Here is a 17,531-nt window from a genome sequence, read left to right as displayed (position 1 = left end):
CGGCCAATACCAGAAGCCTTCATGCCACCAAACGGCGCTTCCGGGGTCGGGCCGGTGCCGGTGTTCCAGCCGCAGTGGCCGAAACGCAGGCCGGCGGCAACGCGCTGGGCGCGTTCGGCATCGTTGGTGAACACGTAGGAGGCCAGGCCGAACTCGGTGTCGTTACCGGCTTCAATGACTTCCTCTTCCGTGCGGAACAGGGCCATGGGTACCAGCGGACCGAAGGTTTCTTCCTGGTAGCAGCACATATCCCGGTTTACACCGTGTACCACGGTGGGTGGGAAGAACAGGTCGTCGCCAAGATCTTCCGGTTTCTTGCCGGCCACCAGGGTCGCGCCTTTTTCAAGAGCGTCCTGCACGTGGCGTTTGACCTTGTCGTAACCAGCCTGATTGATCAGGGGGCCAAGATCCACGTCGCCGTTGATGCCGTCACCGACGGTCATTTTGTTGACCCGCTCGGCAAGCTTTTCACCGAAGGCATCGGCCACTTTCTCATGCACGAAAATCCGGTTGGCACAAACACAGGTCTGGCCGCCACCGCGGAATTTGTTGGCGATAAGATTGTCTGCCGCAGCGTCCAGATCGGCGTCGTCAAAGACAATGAACGGCGCGTTGCCGCCCAGCTCCAGAGCCAGTTTCTTGACCTGATCCGCCGTGTCGACAATCAGCTTGCGACCCACTTCAGTGGAGCCGGTGAAGCTGAGCATGGGCACATCCGGGCTTTCGCACAGAACCTTGCCGATCACGCTGGCCTTGCCCATCACCAGGTTGACCATGCCGTCGGGTATGTCGGTGTGCTTGTCCATCAAGCTGAACAGGGCAATCATGGTGAGCGGGGTTTCACTGGCCGGCTTGATGACCGACGGACAGCCGGCCGCCAGGGCCGCAGACAGCTTCTTGGCGATCATGCCAATGGGAAAGTTCCAGGGCGTGATCAGGCCGGTGACACCAATGGGGCGGTAGTGGACGGTCCAGGTGCAATCTTTCGGCTTTTCCGGAATGGTGTGGGCGTCCAGGGCCTGGATGTGCTTGGAGCAGTAATCGAAGAAACCGGCAGCGTAATCCACCTCGCCCTGGGCTTCGTGCAGGGGTTTGCCATGCTCCATACACAGGATCCGGCCGACCTCCTCCTTGTTGGCCTTGAGTGCGTCCCGGATATCTTCCAGCCATTTCCGGCGGGTCTCGATGCTGTAGGGGCTGGTCAGCCGAAGGGCCGACTTGCCGGCTGCGATGGCGGCCTTCACTTCATCCTCTGGCATGGATGCGACCTGGGCGATCACCTTGCCCGTTGCCGGGTTATAAACGTCGAAGGTGTTGCCATGTTCATTGTCAGTCCAGCGACCACCGATATAGCCGGTCAGCTTTTCCAGCAGGGGTGACTCGATCATCTCGGCTCCTCTTCTGTGATTGGCTCCGCCCCCGTGTGGGGCGCAGTCCAGGTAATCTGGTTGCGTCAGTGTTTTATGTCTTTCATAGTGGATGTTGTATCCCGACCTGTAAAGTCAAGGGCAGGCTTTTGATCATCCCTTGAGTGTGCCTATACTCGGGGAATCAGACACCCAGGAGAGCGGACAATGAAGGCATTTTTCCATCCCGCACAGGATGAGCACATTCCACAGACCTACTTTACCCGGGGACAGATGCGACAGCCCCAGGAGATTCCTGCCCGAACCGGTGAAATGTTGGGCGGACTGCGGGAAATGGGCATTTCAGTGCTCCAGCCAGCAGACCAGGGCGCCGGGCCCATCTCAAAGGTTCACGATCTGGGTTACCTGCGTTTCCTGGAATCCGCCCATCGGCGCTGGAAACAGATGGATGACTGGGGCGATGAGGTCATCTCGAACATCTTTGTGCGTTCCCCCAACCACCTGACTGGCATACTGGCCGAAGCCGCCCGATACCAGGCCGATGGCAGTTGTCCGATTGGTGAACACACCTGGCATGCCGCCTACTGGTCCGCCCAGAGCGCGCTGGGCGCCGCCGACGCGCTGATCGCCGGCGATCGCACCTCCTACGCAGTGTGCCGCCCGCCGGGGCACCATGCCCGCCGGGATGCCGCCGGTGGTTTCTGCTACCTGAACAACGCCGCTATCGCCGCCGAACACATGAAAACCCGGTTCCCGAGAATCGTGATTCTGGATACGGATATGCACCATGGTCAGGGCATCCAGGAGATTTTCTACGACCGCAGCGACGTGCTCTATATCTCGATTCACGGCGACCCCACCAACTTCTATCCGGTGGTCACCGGCTTTGAAAACGAGCGAGGGGAGGGAGAAGGTTTCGGCTACAACATCAATATGCCTATGCCCCACGGCTCAACAGAAGAGGATTTCTTCGCGAAACTGGACGAAGCCCTGGCGGCCATCAAACTTTACCAACCGGATGCCCTGATCCTTGCCCTCGGTTTCGATATCTACAAGAACGATCCCCAGGCCAAGGTGTCCGTCTCTTCCGAAGGTTTCTGCAAGCTCAGCACCCACGTGCGTCAGCTGGGGCTGCCGACGCTGGTGGTGCAGGAAGGCGGTTATGACCTGGAGGCCTTGAGCGAGAACGTCCAGCAGTTTTTCAAGGGTCTGGCAGGCTAAACTTTCAGGCTGCGGGTGCGTAAACCTTCACGTTTGCGTGCCCCTCCGCCTTCAGGTGCCCGGCGTGCATCCGGCTCATGGTGCCGCGATCGCAATACAGCAAATACTGCCGGTTCGCTGGCAGTTCCGGCATCTGCTGGTTCAGCTCATAGAATGGAATGTGCAGAATTTCATTGTTGGTCAGTGTCAGCGGTGACTGCTCGCCCTCCGATGGATGGCGCACATCGATGATCACATCATCCACCGAGGGTGTCTGCACCAGTTCTACTTCCTCGGGTGTCACGGTCGTTTCCAGCAACCGGTTTACCGGCGTTTCTTCCCGGGCCTCAATCGCATTGGCAAGCACAGACGCGTCCATCTGAGCTTCATCTTCCTCAACTCGATGGAGCTTGGCACGGGTCGCCGGTTTCTGGGAAATGACGCCACAGTATTCCGGCATGTTGCGGGCATAGACTTCCGTGCCAATTTCCCGGGCGATACGGATGATGGATTCCTTGTCCATGGACACCAACGGGCGCAGAACCACCTCGTCGCTGGCCCGATCCACCACATTCAGGTTGCTCAGGGTCTGGCTGGAAACCTGGGCCACCGCGTCGCCTGTCACCAGCCCCGTTGCATTGTTCTTGCGGGCAATCTCGGCCGCTGCCATAAGCATCTGGCGCTTGAGCACCACGCCCCAGTGACGATGGCTCACCGACCGCATAATTTCCGCCACGACACCCTCAAACGGTACCGAGATAAATTTGGCACTGTGGGAGGCACCGTAGCGATCCCACAGGTAATGCACCACCTGGCGCACACCGACTTCATGGGCCGTGCCACCGAGACTGAAGAACAGGAAATGATTGCGCAGGCCACGACGCATCATCAGGTAGGCGGCCACCGAAGAGTCGTAGCCGCCGGAAATCAGAGTCAGCACATTCTCGACACTGCCCAACGGATAGCCGCCCAGTCCGCGGTGCTTGCGGTGGGCGATGTGGAACTGATCACCATGCACCTCGATACGTACTTCAACCTGTGGCGATTTCAGGTCAACACCCGTGGCTGCCGATGCCTGCATGAGCGCGGTACCCACAGTCCGCTCCAGATCAATGGATCGGAAACCGTGTTCGCCATGACGGCGGGCCCTGACCGCAAACGTTTTGCCGTTCAGACGGTCGGCGAACGCTTCCACTGCCTTATCGGCAACGTCGTCAAGGCTGACAAACGGAAACGCTCCGATTTCCTGGATGGTGGAAATGCCCGGTATGCGAAGAAGCGCTTCCAGGACCGGCCCGGATAGCCCGAGTCCGTCAGGGACCTCCACGTCCACCCGATCCCAGCTGCCTTCAACATGGATTCCCGGATCCAGCCGGGCCAGCAGTTTGCGAATGTTCTGGCGCAGATGGCGCATCTGCTGACGACGAACAGGTTTACTCTTGATGGCAACTTCCGGAGCGGGACGAATAAGCAGTTTCATAAATCGGAATTTTGTCGGGTGGCGTATTTTACGGAAAGGCCTTAGTCTACCCCTTTGACTGCGTGCCTCAAAATCGGGCATTTCCGCAACATTCAGGAGTTTCACCGTTAATGCAGGAACCGACCATCAATGCCCTGGTATCCCCCGAGGGCAGCCTTGAAATTCTCTCCAATCATGAGGTCAACCGCCTGAAGGACCGCAGCGAGGGAGGCCTGTATCGACTATTTCGCCAGTGTGCCCTGGCGGTTCTGAATACCGGGGTAGAAACCGACGACTGTCAGGCATTGATGGAATCCCACGCGGACTTTGATGTCCGCCTGGTGCCCCAGCCGCGAGGTCTCAAACTCGAACTCATCAATGCCCCCGCCCACGCGTTTGTTGATGGCCAGATGCTTCGGGCGATCCGTGAGCACCTGTTTTCGGTTCTGAGGGATATTATCTATTCCCATTCGATACCCCAATCCGCTGCAGGTTTCCGTCGTGACGATCCTGAGGACCTTACCAACTATGTTTTCCATATCCTGCGCAATGCGCGGGTACTTCAGGCGGGAAGACAACCGGATCTGGTCGTCTGTTGGGGTGGCCACTCGATCAGCCATGATGAATACCAGTACAGCAAGGATGTCGGTCATCAACTGGGCCTTAGAGCCCTGAGCATCTGTACCGGGTGTGGCCCCGGGGCCATGAAAGGCCCCATGAAAGGCGCCACCATTGGCCACGCCAAGCAGCGGGTTAAAGACGGCCGCTACATCGGTATTACCGAACCCGGCATTATTGGCGCGGAGGCCCCCAACCCCATCGTCAATGAGCTGGTTATCATGCCGGATATTGAAAAACGTCTGGAAGCCTTTGTTCGCTGCGGCCACGGGGTTATTGTATTCCCGGGCGGCGTGGGCACCGCCGAGGAAATTCTTTACCTGTTGGGTATCCTCCTTCACCCGGATAACGCGGACCTGCCCTTCCCGGTAGTGTTCACGGGGCAGCAGGAGAACGCTGAGTACTTTGAGATGATCGACAAGTTCATCCGGAACGCCCTCGGGGACGAAGCCGCCAGCAAATACGAAATCATCATTGACGATCCGGTGCTCGTGGCCCAAACCATGAAAAAGGGCATGAAGGAGGTCGAGACTTTCCGCCGCGCCATGCAGGATGCTTACTACTTCAACTGGATGCTGAAGATTGACCCTGTATTCCAGTTACCGTTCGAGCCCAATCACGACAACATGCGGGCGCTTGAGCTTCACCGGGACCAGCCGGTGCACATGATTGCAGCGAATCTGCGCAAGGCATTCAGTGGCATCGTTGCCGGCAACGTGAAAGAAGGAGGAATACGTCAGGTTCAGGAGAAGGGGCCGTTCGAGATTGCCGGCGATCCCAGTCTGATCAAACCACTTGAGGCCATGCTGGAGCAGTTCGTAACCCAGAACCGCATGAAATTACCGGGTTCTTCGGCCTACAGGCCCAGCTATCGCATTGTCAGCGGAGCGGCCTGAGCCGCTCCGCACACGGAAGAGAGAGCTTACTTGCCGCCGTCCGCCGGCATACTGGCATAGTACGCCGCCAGATTGGCGATATCGTCGTCACTCAACCCAGTGGCCTGGCCCTGCATGATGGCCGCCTGGCCGCCTGAGCGCTGCTTGTTCTTGTAAGCCTTGAGTGAAGAAACGAGGTACTGCTCATTCTGGCCTGCCAGGTTCGGATACGTGGGGATCTGGGCAATACCGTTCTGACCGTGGCAAGCGGCGCATACCGCAGCCTTGGCCTTGCCAGCCTCAGGATCGCCGGCAGAAACTACTGCAGGTACTGCGGCGCCAAGCGCAAAAATTCCCGCAACAGCGTAGTGTTTCAGATTCATTGTCATTACCCTCTCTTCATCGTTTTCAAGATTTTCAGGCCGGTTCGGAAGCCGGACAGTAAACTGACTAGCACTTATAGCATAGAGCCGGGCAAGCTCAAATAAGATAGATCAAGGACGGCCTTTCGACGTTCGTCCTCTTTTCTGTTCTGGCTGTAAGGGTGACAGTACGTTCGATTCCGCACCCAAAGTTGATTCAATTCTCCGGAGATAACGTCAATGTCTGTAGAGGCCCAGGAACTTGCCTGCCGCGAAGGCCACATTGGTATTCTGACGCTGAACTCCCCGGGCAAGCTCAACGCCCTGTCCGAGCGCATGATCGAGCAGACCCAGGAAATTCTCGACCGTTGGGCCGATGATGACCGGATCTGCATCGTGGTAATACAGGGTGCCGGTGAAAAGGCCTTCTGCGCCGGCGGCGACATCCGTGAACTGTATGACGCCATCCTCGAGCCTGAAGACCCGGAAAAACCGGTACGGTTTTTCAGCCGCGAATACCGAATGGATTACAACATTCACCGCTTCCCGAAACCGGTGCTCGGCATTGCCCACGGTGTAGTGATGGGGGGTGGCCTCGGTGTGTTTTCCGGTTGCCGCTATCGGCTGGTGACACCGGATCTCACCCTGGCGATGCCCGAAATCGCCATCGGTCTGTTTCCCGATGTGGGCGCCAGCTGGTTCCTGAATCGACTGCCCGGCCGGCTTGGACTGTTCATGGGTTTGACGGGCGCCCGCCTGAACGCCAGCGATGCGCTACGGGTTGGCCTGGCCGACATGGCCATTGGACCGGAGGATCGTGAACGCCTGCTCGACCGGCTGGCTTCGGAACGCTGGACAGGGCAGACCGCCGCCGATGACAACCGCCTGTTCCGTTTGCTCAATCAGATTCAGACCCCGGACTATCGGGCTCTGCCCGCCAGCCATCTTGCGCGGCACGAACAGCGAATTGCCAGGCTGAGCGCCGGTGACGAACTGCCCGAGGTTGTCGATCAGCTGCTGACTGCGGAGGTGGACTGCGACTGGTGGCACACCTGCATGAACACGCTGCGGACCGGGTGCCCGGTGTCGGCCTGGCTGATCTGGACGCAGCTGAAAAAAGCCCAGCAGATGTCCCTGAAGGATGTGTTCCGTATGGAACTTGCGATGGTCTCTGAATGCATCCGCCGTCCCGACCTGACGGAGGGTATACGCGCCCTGGCCATCGACAAGGATCGCCAGCCGAAATGGAGTTACCCGGCCGTTGCCGATGTGCCGGAGGAGGTGGTTGCCGGCCATTTCAGCCCGGAGTGGGACGACGAAACCGACCCGATGGGCCTGGAATGACGGCCGGGCGCTAGAGCTGGGCTCCCGCCTGCACCAGCAGCATTTCCAGATCCCGATTGCTGGTGGCCCGGGCCACGTCCAGTGCCGTCCGCCCACTGTCGGCCCGGTAATTCACATCCGCTCCGGCCGCCAGGAGTGTCTCGGCGGTCAGCAGATCGCCACTGGCAACAACCTTCATGAGCAGTGATTCCCCACCCTGGCTGACATTGACGTTGGCGCCGGCCGCAAGCAACAGCTTGACTACCGAAAGATGGCCGTTTTCTGCAGCCCGGATCACCGGGGTGTAGCCCTGACTGTCCCTGGCATTAACGCTGGCACCGGCTGACAGCAACAGCTGCACTCGTCTTTTCTCGCCATTGCCGGCGGCTGAAATCAGAAGTGCATCAGCCTCGGCCAGTGCCTGTGGGCTTAACGTTACCGTCTGGCTCTGGGAGGCACAGGCAGACAAAAAGGACAGAAGCGCGAGCAATATCAACAAGACACGGGGAGAGCCGGTTCCCTTGGCCATAACAAACAGTCTCTGAGGAAGGATGGGATGGCCTATTCTGAGCAGCCGGCGCCCGGAATTAAATCGAGCGGTTCACAACTCCGGCCCGTTTTCCAGAAGATCCCTGACCAGCTGCCGCAGGCGGTCCTCGCCCTCTTTCTGCCCCAGGCAAAGCTTCCTGGCCTGAAGCGAGGACCATGGCCTGGCTTGCAGAACCCTCCAACACCACAAGGTCAGCATCGGTTGTTCACTCAGCCACGCCATGACACCCGGTGCCTGGCTCAGCTTCCGCAATACGGGAACCATGACCTCAAATCCCCGGTGGCCATTGGCGAAGTTGCGGAGATCCCGCAGGTCGTCGTTATCCAGTTCCGGTCCCGGCGGCAGATCCGCCGTTACCTGCGCCAGCACTTCCGGCTCCAGCTCCGGCCAGCTTTCCGGCACCAGGGTGAGCCAGTGGCCAGCCAGTCGATTGCGGATACGCCCTGCGAGCGCCACCCCCGCCGGCGAAACGCCTTTGATCATCTGCAACGGATACTCGCCACTGGAAGCCTCCTGTTGCAAGCCGACCCTGACCACGTGCAGGCCAGTGCTCTGCCAGAACGCCAGCAGGTCGGCGCTGCCACCAAAACTGGTTCCAAGATAGTCAACACCCCGCTCAAGGGTATAAGCGTGTGCCGCCTCGACCAGGCGGCGCCCAATGCCCGATCGCCTGTCGTCGTCTGATACCGCAATACGGACAACCCGGAGGCCAGTGAGGGAAGCGGCTTCCGGATAGCCGCTGTGGCTGGCCAGCGACTGGGGCAGGAGATGACCGCGGATACGGCGTTTACCGAGGCTGACCTGTTCCGCCAGCTCCGGCGAAAGCCCGCCTTCCAGCGCACACCAGAGCACGCCAACCGTCCGGTCGCCAATCCGCGCACGCCAGCTGCGGGCGGCGGGGTCATCCAGCCATTGCCGGAGATCGGCCGGACTGGTCCGGTAATGGGCATCTACCAGCAAGCCGAAGGCTTCCGATAGCACCTCATCACTGGCGATTGCCGGTCGCCAGGGTTCGATAACCAGCTCAGTCTTGTTGGTATCGGCCTCGCGGACGGCGGCGCTGCCGTCCGCCGCGAGCAGAAAGAGTCGGGACACCAGGGCTTCCAGAGGATCGTCCGGCGCCCACCGCACCGGCTCGGTCAGTGTCGTCGCCTGCCAGTGGGGCGTTGACTGATCCAGAACCTGGCGAAAACGAATGGCAAAGCCCCGGCCGGCGCCCTCGTAACCGTGGACCGTGGTGGCAAACGCCACCCTGGGCCAACCCAGCAGAATCGCCTTCAGGAGCGAAGCCGGTATGGCAGCCGCCTCGTCCACCAGGACAACTTCGGCCTCAGGTCGCGACGCCAGTAATTCCTGTATCGGGATATATCTCAGTCGTGCTCCGGCGCAGGTTGTCAGCCTCCCCGGGTTTATTTCGTCGAGCCGCCCCTCAAGCGCTTCGCGGGCATGACGAAACAGCGCCTCCACGCTCTGTTCCGAGGGTGCAGTGACAACAATCTCCCGCCTGTCCTTTTGCAGTAATTCGGCGGCGGCCATACCAAGGGCTGCGGATTTGCCCCGCCCCCTGTCTGCCGTGACCACCACCGGTCGACGTCGTCGCCCCAGGCCAAAACGGATCAGCCGCTGAACCAGTTGTTCCTGGTCGCGGGTGGTCCCGATCCGGAATTTTTGCGTCGGCATGGGAGGAACGGCGGACAATGGCGAGGCTGTCGCACCCGGGGAGATCCGGATCACGGCCTCATGTTCGGCAAGAATGTCAGCCATTCGCGCGGCGAAGGGATGTTCAGCACCATGATCCAGGCCGGTTCTCGGATAATCCGGATCGGCGAACTGGCACCAGTCCGCAAGTGGCGGCATCAACCAGAACAGCAAGCCGCCGGCGGTCAAGGCCCCTGACAGCCCCGCGAAGGCATCCGGGGGGTTGCCCTGCCAGCCGTCCCAGACAATGAGGGAGACTTCACGGCCAAGCCATTCCCGGGCTTTCGCCGGTGTGATGCAGGTCAGCCGGGAATCCGGGCATTGATCCGCCGGACCGGTCCAGAGGCCGGTCTGGAGTGAAAGATCCGGTAGTAGCTGAGAGAGCCAGCTCAGGGACTCGGCCCGATCGCCGTCGAGGAGCACCAACCGGCGCTCGCCGTTGGCAGCCAGGCTGATCTGCAGGGCCTGCCAGTCGGCTGCCTCTGGCGCAGTATCGGGTCCCGAATGGCTCATCAGCTGAGGTCGGCACCGTGGGCCTTGAGGTCATCGAGGGCGCATTTTTCAAGAGCTGCCTGGTGAGTGGCCCGCAGGCGAACTCGTGGCGCACAGCCAGCTTCGAAGGCTTCCTGCCAGCGCGCGGCACAGAGGCACCAGCTGTCGCCGGCTTTCAGGCCTTCGAAGCCAAATTCGGGTCTGGGGGTGCTGAGGTCGTTGCCCCGGGCTTTGGAGAATTCAAGGAATTCGTCGGTCACTACGGCGCAGACGGCGTGCAGGCCGAAGTCATCGGGGCCGACGTTGCAGCAGCCATCGCGGTAGAAGCCGGTAATCGGGTCTTTGCCGCAGGTTTCCAGTTTTTCGCCTAATACGTTTACCGATTCTGACATTTCCATTTTTCCAGACCTTCAAGTTTCGTGGGCAGTAAGTTGGGATAAGCCTTTCCAAAACACGCTCCTTGCGGCACATCCATGTGGCGCTTGGGCTCCGCCATCCATGGCTCCGCACAGTTTTGGAAAGGCTTATCCCAACTCACTGTCGTACCTGTGAGTTATAGTCCAACGGCCATAAAGAGGAATTTCAATTATGCGGCAGCGGTATCCGCTCTACCAGCAGGCCGTTACAATACCGGCCATGCCGACCGAACCCCAAATTTCTGATACCACCAACCTTCCGGATTACCTCACCGATGAACAGCGGGCGATTATTACCGCCGGCTATGAGCATTCGGTGATTACCGCCGTGGCCGGCAGTGGCAAGACGTCGACCCTGGCCTGGCGCATCCGGTATCTGCTGGAACAGGGGCATGATCCGGCCCGGATGCTGGTGTTGATGTTTAACCGCAGCGCCCGGGTGGATTTCGAGCGCAAGCTGCAGGAGGTGTGTGCTCAGAGTGGGCTGGCGTTGCCGGAGATCCGGACCTACCACGCCATGGGCTTGCGGCTGTACAAACGGTTTGTGCGGGAGGGCTATCTGCCGGGGTTTTCGGACAGGATTCTGACCGAGCAGGAGATCAGCTTTCAGGCCTGGCAATTGACGCGCCGGCTGGCGCCGGAGGATCTGGCGGATGAGATACGGCGCAACAAGAAGGATTTTGTGGAGACGGCGACGGGGTTTATTGATCTTGTAAAGACAACGCTGTCGCCGGCGGAGATTGTGTTTGAGGAGCTGGGCTATTCGGACAAGCACAAATACCTGATTGATCTGTTCCACAGCTTCGAGCAGTGGCGTAAAAGCCAGGGACGCATCAGTTATGCCGACATGCTGTATGAGCCGGTGATGGCGATTCACCAGAATCCACCGTTGCAGAGGCTGGTGGGCAACAAGATGGATCTGATTCTGGTGGATGAATACCAGGACACCAACGAGATCCAGCATCTGTTGTTGCGCTATGTCGCCGGGGACCGGGCCCGGGTGACGGTGGTGGGGGATCCGGACCAGACGATCTACGAGTTCCGGGGCGCGAAGCCTGAGTTTATCCTCAAGCGGTTCAGCGATGAGTTCGAAAGCCCGCTGGAGCAGACCCTCAGTTACACCTTCCGCTACGGTCACCGGGTGGCGTTGCTGGCGAACCATCTGATCTGCCACAACACCGGACGCAAGGATGTGCTCTGCCATTCCCACCCTTCCACGCCCGGCACGGAGATCACCCTGCATCGGGCGGAGAGCGATGCCGATACCGTGCTGCAGATTCTTCAGGGCCAGTCGGAACCGGCTCGGGCCGGAACGGCGATCCTGTTCCGGGTCTGGAGCCAGAGTGTCCCCATCGAGCTGAAATTGCTGGCCAGGCAGATTCCCTACCGGATTGATGCCGGCAAGGGCGCCCTGTTCAGCCGGGAAGTGCAGGCCATCACCGCTTTGCTGATGGTGGTCACCGGCAGGCTGGAGAATCTGCCTGACGAAGACCGACTGGAACTGGCACGGCAGTTATTACGCTTCCCCCACGTCGGTTTGAAGGAGCCCGAACTGGAGCAGTTGGCTCGGTTCCTGGCCAGGTTTTCCGCCGGCTGGCACGATCGGTTGCTGGCCATGGATTTTGACGCCCTGGCACCCATGGCGGCCCGTAAGTTGCGGAAGCTGGGCGAGGTGCTGGCCCAACTACGAAGCTACGGAGGTCCTGTTTCAGGACTGATCAGTGTCTATGCCGAACATACAGACCTCTATGAGGGCATCCGGAGCCTGGCACTGACCCATGAGAGTGCCGAGGAACGGATTGATACCGTGCAAGGATTCCGGCAGTACCTGAAAAGCCTGGATGTGACGGCCGAAGGCGCCCTGGAGCATCTGAAAGCCCTGAAGCAACAGGCAGGAGAAAAACAGCAGGGCGGCGTGTTGCTCTCGACCATTCACCGCACCAAAGGGCTGGAATGGCCGACGGTGATCATTCCCGGCCTGCAGGAAAAGTACCTGCCCTACAGCCCGCGCCCCCAGGACGACGCCAGGGGGTTTCTGGAGAGTGAACGTCGGCTGCTCTATGTGGCCATGACACGGACCCGCCAGCAGCTGCACCTGATCACCCGGCCGGCCAGCAAACAACCGCATCTGGATGGGGATCTGGGCCCGAGCCGGTTTGTCGAGGAGTTCTGCTTCTCCCTGGCTGAGGAGTTCGGGCGCTGGCTGGATGAACGAATCCCGGCCGAGACTTCAACCATCCGCCTGACCGCGCCCCTCACGCCGGTCAGCCAACGCTATGCCGACCGGGAGAGCGTGACACTGGAAGGCCAGGCGGCAACCTCGGCAAGTTCGATGGAACCACTCTGGCATCACAAGCGTCTTGGCCACGCGATCTTTGGCCCCGGCTCGGTGGTCGCCGAGGATGAAAGCTCGTTCGAAGTGCACTTCGACAACGGCGAGATCCTCAATTTCAGCAAAAAGAGCGCGCATCTGTATTTTACCGCTCTGGCCTGAAACGACTTCTGGCACGTAAAGGTCAACTGGGTACAATTGCGGACGTAACAATCCGTATCATTTTTTTGTCTTTTTTGGCCGATTAGCCTAAATTCCGGGTATACAAGCACTTTTCAAGAGGAAGTGCGGTACCACAACGACAATGAACAGGAGGTTCTGCATGAACATCATGCGTCCGATGACCGTGGCCGCCCTGGCCGCGACTCTGGCAACGCCGGCCATGGCCGACCGCCAGGAAACCGTTTATATCAACCCGTTCGCCGCCTTCCAGCTGTTTGATGACAAACGTGATCTGAGCGAAACCGGCACCTTTGGCGTGGGTCTGGAATACCGTTTCCGCCCGCACTGGTCGGTTGAAGCCCTCTACTCCCGCGCCGATGCGGATCGCAAATATGTGGCGGGCGAATCGGAGTTCGACGAAGTCCGGGTCGATGGTACCTACTACTTCGCCGGTCCGGACGAAGCCTGGAACCCGTACATCTCTCTGGGTGCCGGCCATGCGGACTTCGGCACCGATCCTGCGGGCCCGAGAACCGCTGGCAGTAACCATGACGAGACCCGCGTAAACGTGGGAACCGGCTTCCGCTACAACATCAGCGACTCGGTATCACTGCGTGGCGACCTGCGTGAGTTCCACGGCATTGATGAGAGCACCTTCGACACCCAGGTTTCTCTGGGTATCAGCTTTGCCTTCACCCGGACCATTGCCCAGGCAGCACCTGAGCCAGCGGATTCGGACGGTGACGGTGTTCCTGACTCCAGGGACCAGTGCCCGGGAACACCCGCAGGGACCGCCGTTGACAGCACCGGTTGCGAGCCGGATGCCGACCGCGATGGCGTTGTCGATAGCCGCGACGACTGCCCGAACACCCCTCGCGGTGCCGAGGTGGACAGCCGTGGTTGTGAACTCGACAGCGACAACGATGGTGTCGTGAACAGCCAGGATCTGTGCCCGAATACCGCCGCTGGCGCGAAAGTCGACGAGACCGGTTGTGAGGGTGTTGTCGAAACCATCGAGACCTTCACCATCGAAGTTCAGTTCCCGACCAATAGCTCGGTGATTGGTAATGCCTTCGATTCGGAGATCCGCCGGGTGGCTGATTTCCTGAACGAGAATCCTGAAACCATCGTGGAAATCGCCGGCCACTCCGACAGCCGCGGTGCTGCCGACTACAACCGTGCACTGTCACAGCGTCGGGCCGAAGCCGTTGCCGACCGCCTGACCGGCCCTCTGGGAGTTGATCCGTCCAGGGTTAACGCCGTAGGCTATGGGGAGGAGGCGCCGATTGCTTCCAACGACACCGTGGAAGGCCGCGCCGAGAACCGTCGGGTTGAAGCACGCATTCAGATTCGCCGCTAACAGACAGGCTGAATCAGAATGAACCAGAAAGGCGCCTTCGGGCGCCTTTTCTGTTTCCAGATGAACCGGAATAATCTCATGCCCCTGTTTGCTGCCATCACGATCCTTGCACTGGCCCTGTCCGGAACCACACAGGCGCAGGTGTATCGATGCACTGTCGATGGCAGCCCCGTGTTCTCCGACCAGCCCTGTGGCGAGGACGCCGAGTCTGTTCAAATGCGTGACAACCGCATCGGGGGCAGCTTCAACCAGAACCTGCCTGCCCGAACCGAGCCGGAAACCGAGGAGGAAACGGACGATCCGGAACCGGAAGCGGCCGATACCTGCCGATTCATCAATTCCACCGATCTGCGGCGTTATCTGGTGCGGGAACAGGTTGTACAGGGGATGACGCGGGACCATGTGCGCCGGGCTTTCGGCAACCCGCCAGAAACCTACACCAACCCGCAGGAAGTCTGGATCTATCAGACACGTTATTACGGCGCGCTGTATGAGCTGACCTATGTGTATTTCAGGGATGGCTGCGTTGAACGGGTGGAGTACCGGAAACCCTGACCGCATCCAGCAGCAGATTGCGGGGCGTCAGAGACCGGTCGCAGAAATGCCCAAGCCGCACCCGATAGCCCTGCTCCTCCAGGAAGAGCGCGTAATCAAGCACCATCCAGATTTCTAAGGGGCGCCGAAACAGGTGCCGGACCAGCTCATGACGACGAACCTGGGACAGCCGATCTTCGCCGAACGCCAGCCAGTGGTCGAAGTCGACTGTGCCCGGCAACTCGATGCGTTTTTTAGCCGCTGCCCAGCGACAGAAAGCCGGAAATCCCTCGTTCAGAAGCCGTGCCGGATGGGAGGGTACGGGAAGGTATTCGTCCCGCCCTCGCAGGTAACGCTGCAGGCCATCGAACCCGAGGCGCCACTGGCTGATACGCCGAGTCTGCTCACGCACTCGTGCAGGCGCCGTTACCGTTTCCTGGACCGCCAGCCGCAGATCGTTTCTGCCTGGTTTCAGTGTCTTCTGACAACCCGATGCTCGCTCTGAAAGGGGCTGGTAAATGGCCTGGTCGGTCAGGTGGTAGCAGCAAGGTGAAATGCTCAGCCTCGGCAACCCGGCCTCGCTGCCCCGCTTCAAAAGCTGTCTATGAAGGTCGCCGCAGGCATGGAGGGCAACGCCGTGGTAACTGTCCGGAAGCGCCAGATCCGCCGCCATGACATCCTGGCAGCCGATCGACACCCGATCCCCAAAGTGCTGGGCCAGACGGTTGCCGTCACGCACCAGTTCCGGATTCCACTCAAAACCCTGTATCTCACCGGTGCAGAACGGCGCCAGCGTCCGGGACAGATGACCCTTGCCGCAACACCAGTCCAGGGCGGCGTGTTCCAGTGGCGCCAGTGCGGCGGCAAAAGCACCCGACTGCAGTCGCTTCCGGCCGGGCATATCCGTGGCCCGGATTTCCGGCAGGGTCGCCTCCGATGCCTTCTCGGCTGATGGCAAAAGCTCCGGCAGCTGCACCATGTCGGCATAAGCTTCCAGAGACGGCAGCCACCGGGACGCTCGCTCGGCCAGCTCAATGGGGTCGTCATCCAGATGCTGGCATTCGGCATCGGTTAGCTCTGCCAGCATCGCGGTCAGTTGCGGATAAGCTTTTGTCCAGGCCGGCTCCGGCGTCATGAACGGCGCCGGTTGCCAGAAATCCCTGTGCTGCACCAGCCAGTCATTCAGCTGCTGCCATCGCTGGTAAAAAGATTCCGCGCCGTGGTGTAAACTCGCCGCCGGAGGTAACGTCATGCAACTGGCCTTTGTACTTGTTGAACCCAAGGTTCCGGAAAATGTCGGAGCGGCCGCCCGCGCCCTGTGCACCATGGGCTTCGGCGAGCTCTGGCTGGTCAATTCCGACCTGCACACCCGCCCCGAGGCCCATTGGCTGGCCCATGGCAGCGACCACATCCTGGACAATGCGCGCATTTTCCCCGATCTGGCAGCGGTAAGAAACTCCGTAGACCTGCTGATGGGCACCTCGGCCAAGACGCGGCATCAGCGCCAGGATTGGCACACGCCCTCAGGCTTGCGGCAAGTATTGGCTACCAAGGGCTCATCCGTGGCCACGGCCGCCCTGGTATTCGGGCGCGAAGACCGGGGCTTATCGAACGATGAACTTGCGTTGTGCGATCTGCTGACTGGCATTCCCATGAAAGTCGCCTACCCCTCTCTGAATCTCGCCCAGTCCGTAATGCTCTACGCCTGGGAAATGTCCGGGCTTTCAGACGCTATGGATAACCAGCCTGAGCCTGCCGACGAAAATCGTCTTGGCGCCCTCCGCGGTCGGCTTGAAACCTTGCTACCGGAACTGGACACACCGCCTGAGGGAAAGCTGTCCCAGTGGGTTTTTGAACGGCTGCCGTTGTTGTCTGACCGGGATATCGGGTTTGTTCATACGCTGTGCTCGAACATTGAGCGCGTCGTGGAATCTAGTTCTCCAGCGCATTCGGATTCTGAGGATAAGACGGACGGATAAGCCCTCCCGGGATACGCTGTGAATACGTCCATGTACGCTCGACGAAAACATCCATGTTTTCGACGATCCCGGGAGGGCTTATCCGTCCGTCTCCCGGGCCTTTTGCGCGCACCGGTTTATTGAGACTACTCCTGGAATCTTCCTGGGCGGAAAGCATCCAGGCAGATGGCGGGTTGTTCACCTGCAATTACCTGGGCGATGACATCTGCACTACCTGCAGATAGAGTCCAACCGAAGGTGCCATGGCCGGTGTTGAGGTAGAGATTGTCCCTCGGACCTCGCCCGATAATCGCCGGGCCATCCGGGGTCATGGGGCGAAAACCGGTCCAGGTCTCGGCGGCATCAAGATCCGCACAGCCGGGGAACCGGGACTCTACCGATTTCCGGATCGTGGCCAGCCTCGCCTCCGGAATATCCCGATTGAAATCCGCCAGCTCGACGAAACCCGTAGCCCGTAGTCTGTTCCCCAGACGGGTGGAAACCACTTTGTAGTTGTCGTCGTGAATGGTCGATGCCGGACCGCGTTCAGGGTCTTTCATCGGGACGGTCAGACTGTAGCCTTTCACCGGATAGATGGGTAGTTCCAGGCCCAGAGGCTGTACCAGGTGGTTGGACCAGCAACCGGCGCTGATCACGAAGGCATCGGCTTCCAGGGTTTCCATGCCCCCATCGCTGGTTCTGAGTGAAACGGCACTGACCTTGTGGTCATCAGCGATCAGCTGCTCCGTTTCCACGTTGTATCGAACCACCACGCCTTTTGCCTCGCAGGCTTTGGCAAGCTCCCGGGCGAAGAGGTGGCAATCA

Annotated in this window: 15 protein-coding genes; 7 read left to right on the top strand and 8 right to left on the bottom strand. The window is 59.9% G+C overall.

Annotated elements, in window-relative coordinates; genetic code table 11:
• Positions 1-1,388 (bottom strand): NAD-dependent succinate-semialdehyde dehydrogenase (locus ACESMK_RS15200; protein ID WP_373000561.1); only part of this gene is annotated, 1,388 nt, incomplete at its 3' end.
• A gap of 186 nt (positions 1,389-1,574) precedes the next feature.
• Between ACESMK_RS15200 and ACESMK_RS15195 the strand changes: the two genes are divergently transcribed.
• Positions 1,575-2,588, top strand: coding sequence for a histone deacetylase family protein (locus tag ACESMK_RS15195; RefSeq protein ID WP_373000557.1), 1,014 nt, complete (start codon positions 1,575-1,577; stop codon positions 2,586-2,588).
• A 4-nt stretch (positions 2,589-2,592) separates the two neighbouring features.
• On the opposite strand, the gene thiI is transcribed toward ACESMK_RS15195, so the two are convergent.
• Positions 2,593-4,047, bottom strand: a complete 1,455-nt coding sequence (thiI, locus tag ACESMK_RS15190; RefSeq protein ID WP_373000554.1) for a tRNA uracil 4-sulfurtransferase ThiI — start codon at positions 4,045-4,047, stop codon at positions 2,593-2,595.
• A gap of 110 nt (positions 4,048-4,157) precedes the next feature.
• On the opposite strand from thiI, the gene ppnN reads away from it, so the two are divergent.
• Positions 4,158-5,540, top strand: a complete 1,383-nt coding sequence (gene ppnN / locus ACESMK_RS15185) for a nucleotide 5'-monophosphate nucleosidase PpnN (protein WP_373000551.1) — start codon at positions 4,158-4,160, stop codon at positions 5,538-5,540.
• Positions 5,541-5,566: 26 nt separating this feature from the next.
• Here the strand turns inward: ppnN and ACESMK_RS15180 are convergent, their stop codons facing one another.
• The gene (locus tag ACESMK_RS15180) at positions 5,567-5,902 is read right to left on the bottom strand and encodes a c-type cytochrome (protein WP_373000800.1); all 336 of its coding nucleotides are present in this window, start codon (positions 5,900-5,902) and stop codon (positions 5,567-5,569) included.
• Positions 5,903-6,121: 219 nt separating this feature from the next.
• Here ACESMK_RS15180 and ACESMK_RS15175 point away from each other — a divergent pair, with 219 nt between their 5' ends.
• On the top strand, positions 6,122-7,225 hold the full coding sequence (locus ACESMK_RS15175; RefSeq protein WP_373000548.1) for an enoyl-CoA hydratase/isomerase family protein: 1,104 nt from the start codon (positions 6,122-6,124) through the stop codon (positions 7,223-7,225).
• A 10-nt stretch (positions 7,226-7,235) separates the two neighbouring features.
• On the opposite strand, the gene ACESMK_RS15170 is transcribed toward ACESMK_RS15175, so the two are convergent.
• The 3 genes from ACESMK_RS15170 to ACESMK_RS15160 form a co-directional block, all read right to left on the bottom strand.
• Positions 7,236-7,733 (bottom strand): ankyrin repeat domain-containing protein, encoded by a 498-nt coding sequence (locus ACESMK_RS15170; RefSeq protein WP_373000545.1) that lies wholly within the window; start codon positions 7,731-7,733, stop codon positions 7,236-7,238.
• Between the two features lie 72 nt (positions 7,734-7,805).
• Positions 7,806-9,965 carry a tRNA(Met) cytidine acetyltransferase TmcA gene (locus ACESMK_RS15165; RefSeq protein ID WP_373000542.1) on the bottom strand — a complete coding sequence of 720 codons (2,160 nt, stop codon included), beginning with the start codon at positions 9,963-9,965 and terminating at the stop codon, positions 7,806-7,808.
• A complete protein-coding gene (locus ACESMK_RS15160) occupies positions 9,965-10,342 on the bottom strand; it encodes a DUF2237 family protein (RefSeq protein WP_373000539.1) in 378 nt (125 codons plus the stop codon). Before ACESMK_RS15160 ends, ACESMK_RS15165 begins: the two co-directional genes overlap by 1 nt.
• Before the next feature lie 190 nt (positions 10,343-10,532).
• Between ACESMK_RS15160 and ACESMK_RS15155 the strand changes: the two genes are divergently transcribed.
• From ACESMK_RS15155 to ACESMK_RS15145, 3 genes are all read left to right on the top strand, one after another.
• On the top strand, positions 10,533-12,854 hold the full coding sequence (locus ACESMK_RS15155; protein ID WP_373000536.1) for an ATP-dependent helicase: 2,322 nt from the start codon (positions 10,533-10,535) through the stop codon (positions 12,852-12,854).
• Positions 12,855-13,014: 160 nt separating this feature from the next.
• The gene (locus ACESMK_RS15150; protein ID WP_373000533.1) at positions 13,015-14,214 is read left to right on the top strand and encodes an OmpA family protein; all 1,200 of its coding nucleotides are present in this window, start codon (positions 13,015-13,017) and stop codon (positions 14,212-14,214) included.
• A gap of 18 nt (positions 14,215-14,232) precedes the next feature.
• The gene (locus tag ACESMK_RS15145; RefSeq protein ID WP_373000530.1) at positions 14,233-14,769 is read left to right on the top strand and encodes a DUF4124 domain-containing protein; all 537 of its coding nucleotides are present in this window, start codon (positions 14,233-14,235) and stop codon (positions 14,767-14,769) included.
• On the opposite strand, the gene ACESMK_RS15140 is transcribed toward ACESMK_RS15145, so the two are convergent.
• Positions 14,726-16,000 (bottom strand): methyltransferase, encoded by a 1,275-nt coding sequence (locus ACESMK_RS15140; RefSeq protein ID WP_373000528.1) that lies wholly within the window; start codon positions 15,998-16,000, stop codon positions 14,726-14,728. The genes ACESMK_RS15145 and ACESMK_RS15140 overlap by 44 nt on opposite strands.
• On the opposite strand from ACESMK_RS15140, the gene ACESMK_RS15135 reads away from it, so the two are divergent.
• A complete protein-coding gene (locus tag ACESMK_RS15135) occupies positions 15,999-16,727 on the top strand; it encodes a tRNA/rRNA methyltransferase (protein WP_373000525.1) in 729 nt (242 codons plus the stop codon). The two genes, ACESMK_RS15140 and ACESMK_RS15135, sit on opposite strands and share 2 nt — an antisense overlap.
• Before the next feature lie 125 nt (positions 16,728-16,852).
• Here ACESMK_RS15135 and ACESMK_RS15130 read toward each other — a convergent pair.
• On the bottom strand, positions 16,853-17,531 hold a 679-nt coding region (locus ACESMK_RS15130), incomplete at its 5' end, for an FAD-dependent oxidoreductase (protein ID WP_373000522.1).

It is taken from the genome of Marinobacter sp. (assembly GCF_041687235.1).
Taxonomy (GTDB): Bacteria; Pseudomonadota; Gammaproteobacteria; order Pseudomonadales; family Oleiphilaceae; genus Marinobacter.
The sequence above is the reverse complement of the archived record's forward strand: the minus strand, read 5'-3'. Positions and strand labels throughout refer to the sequence as shown.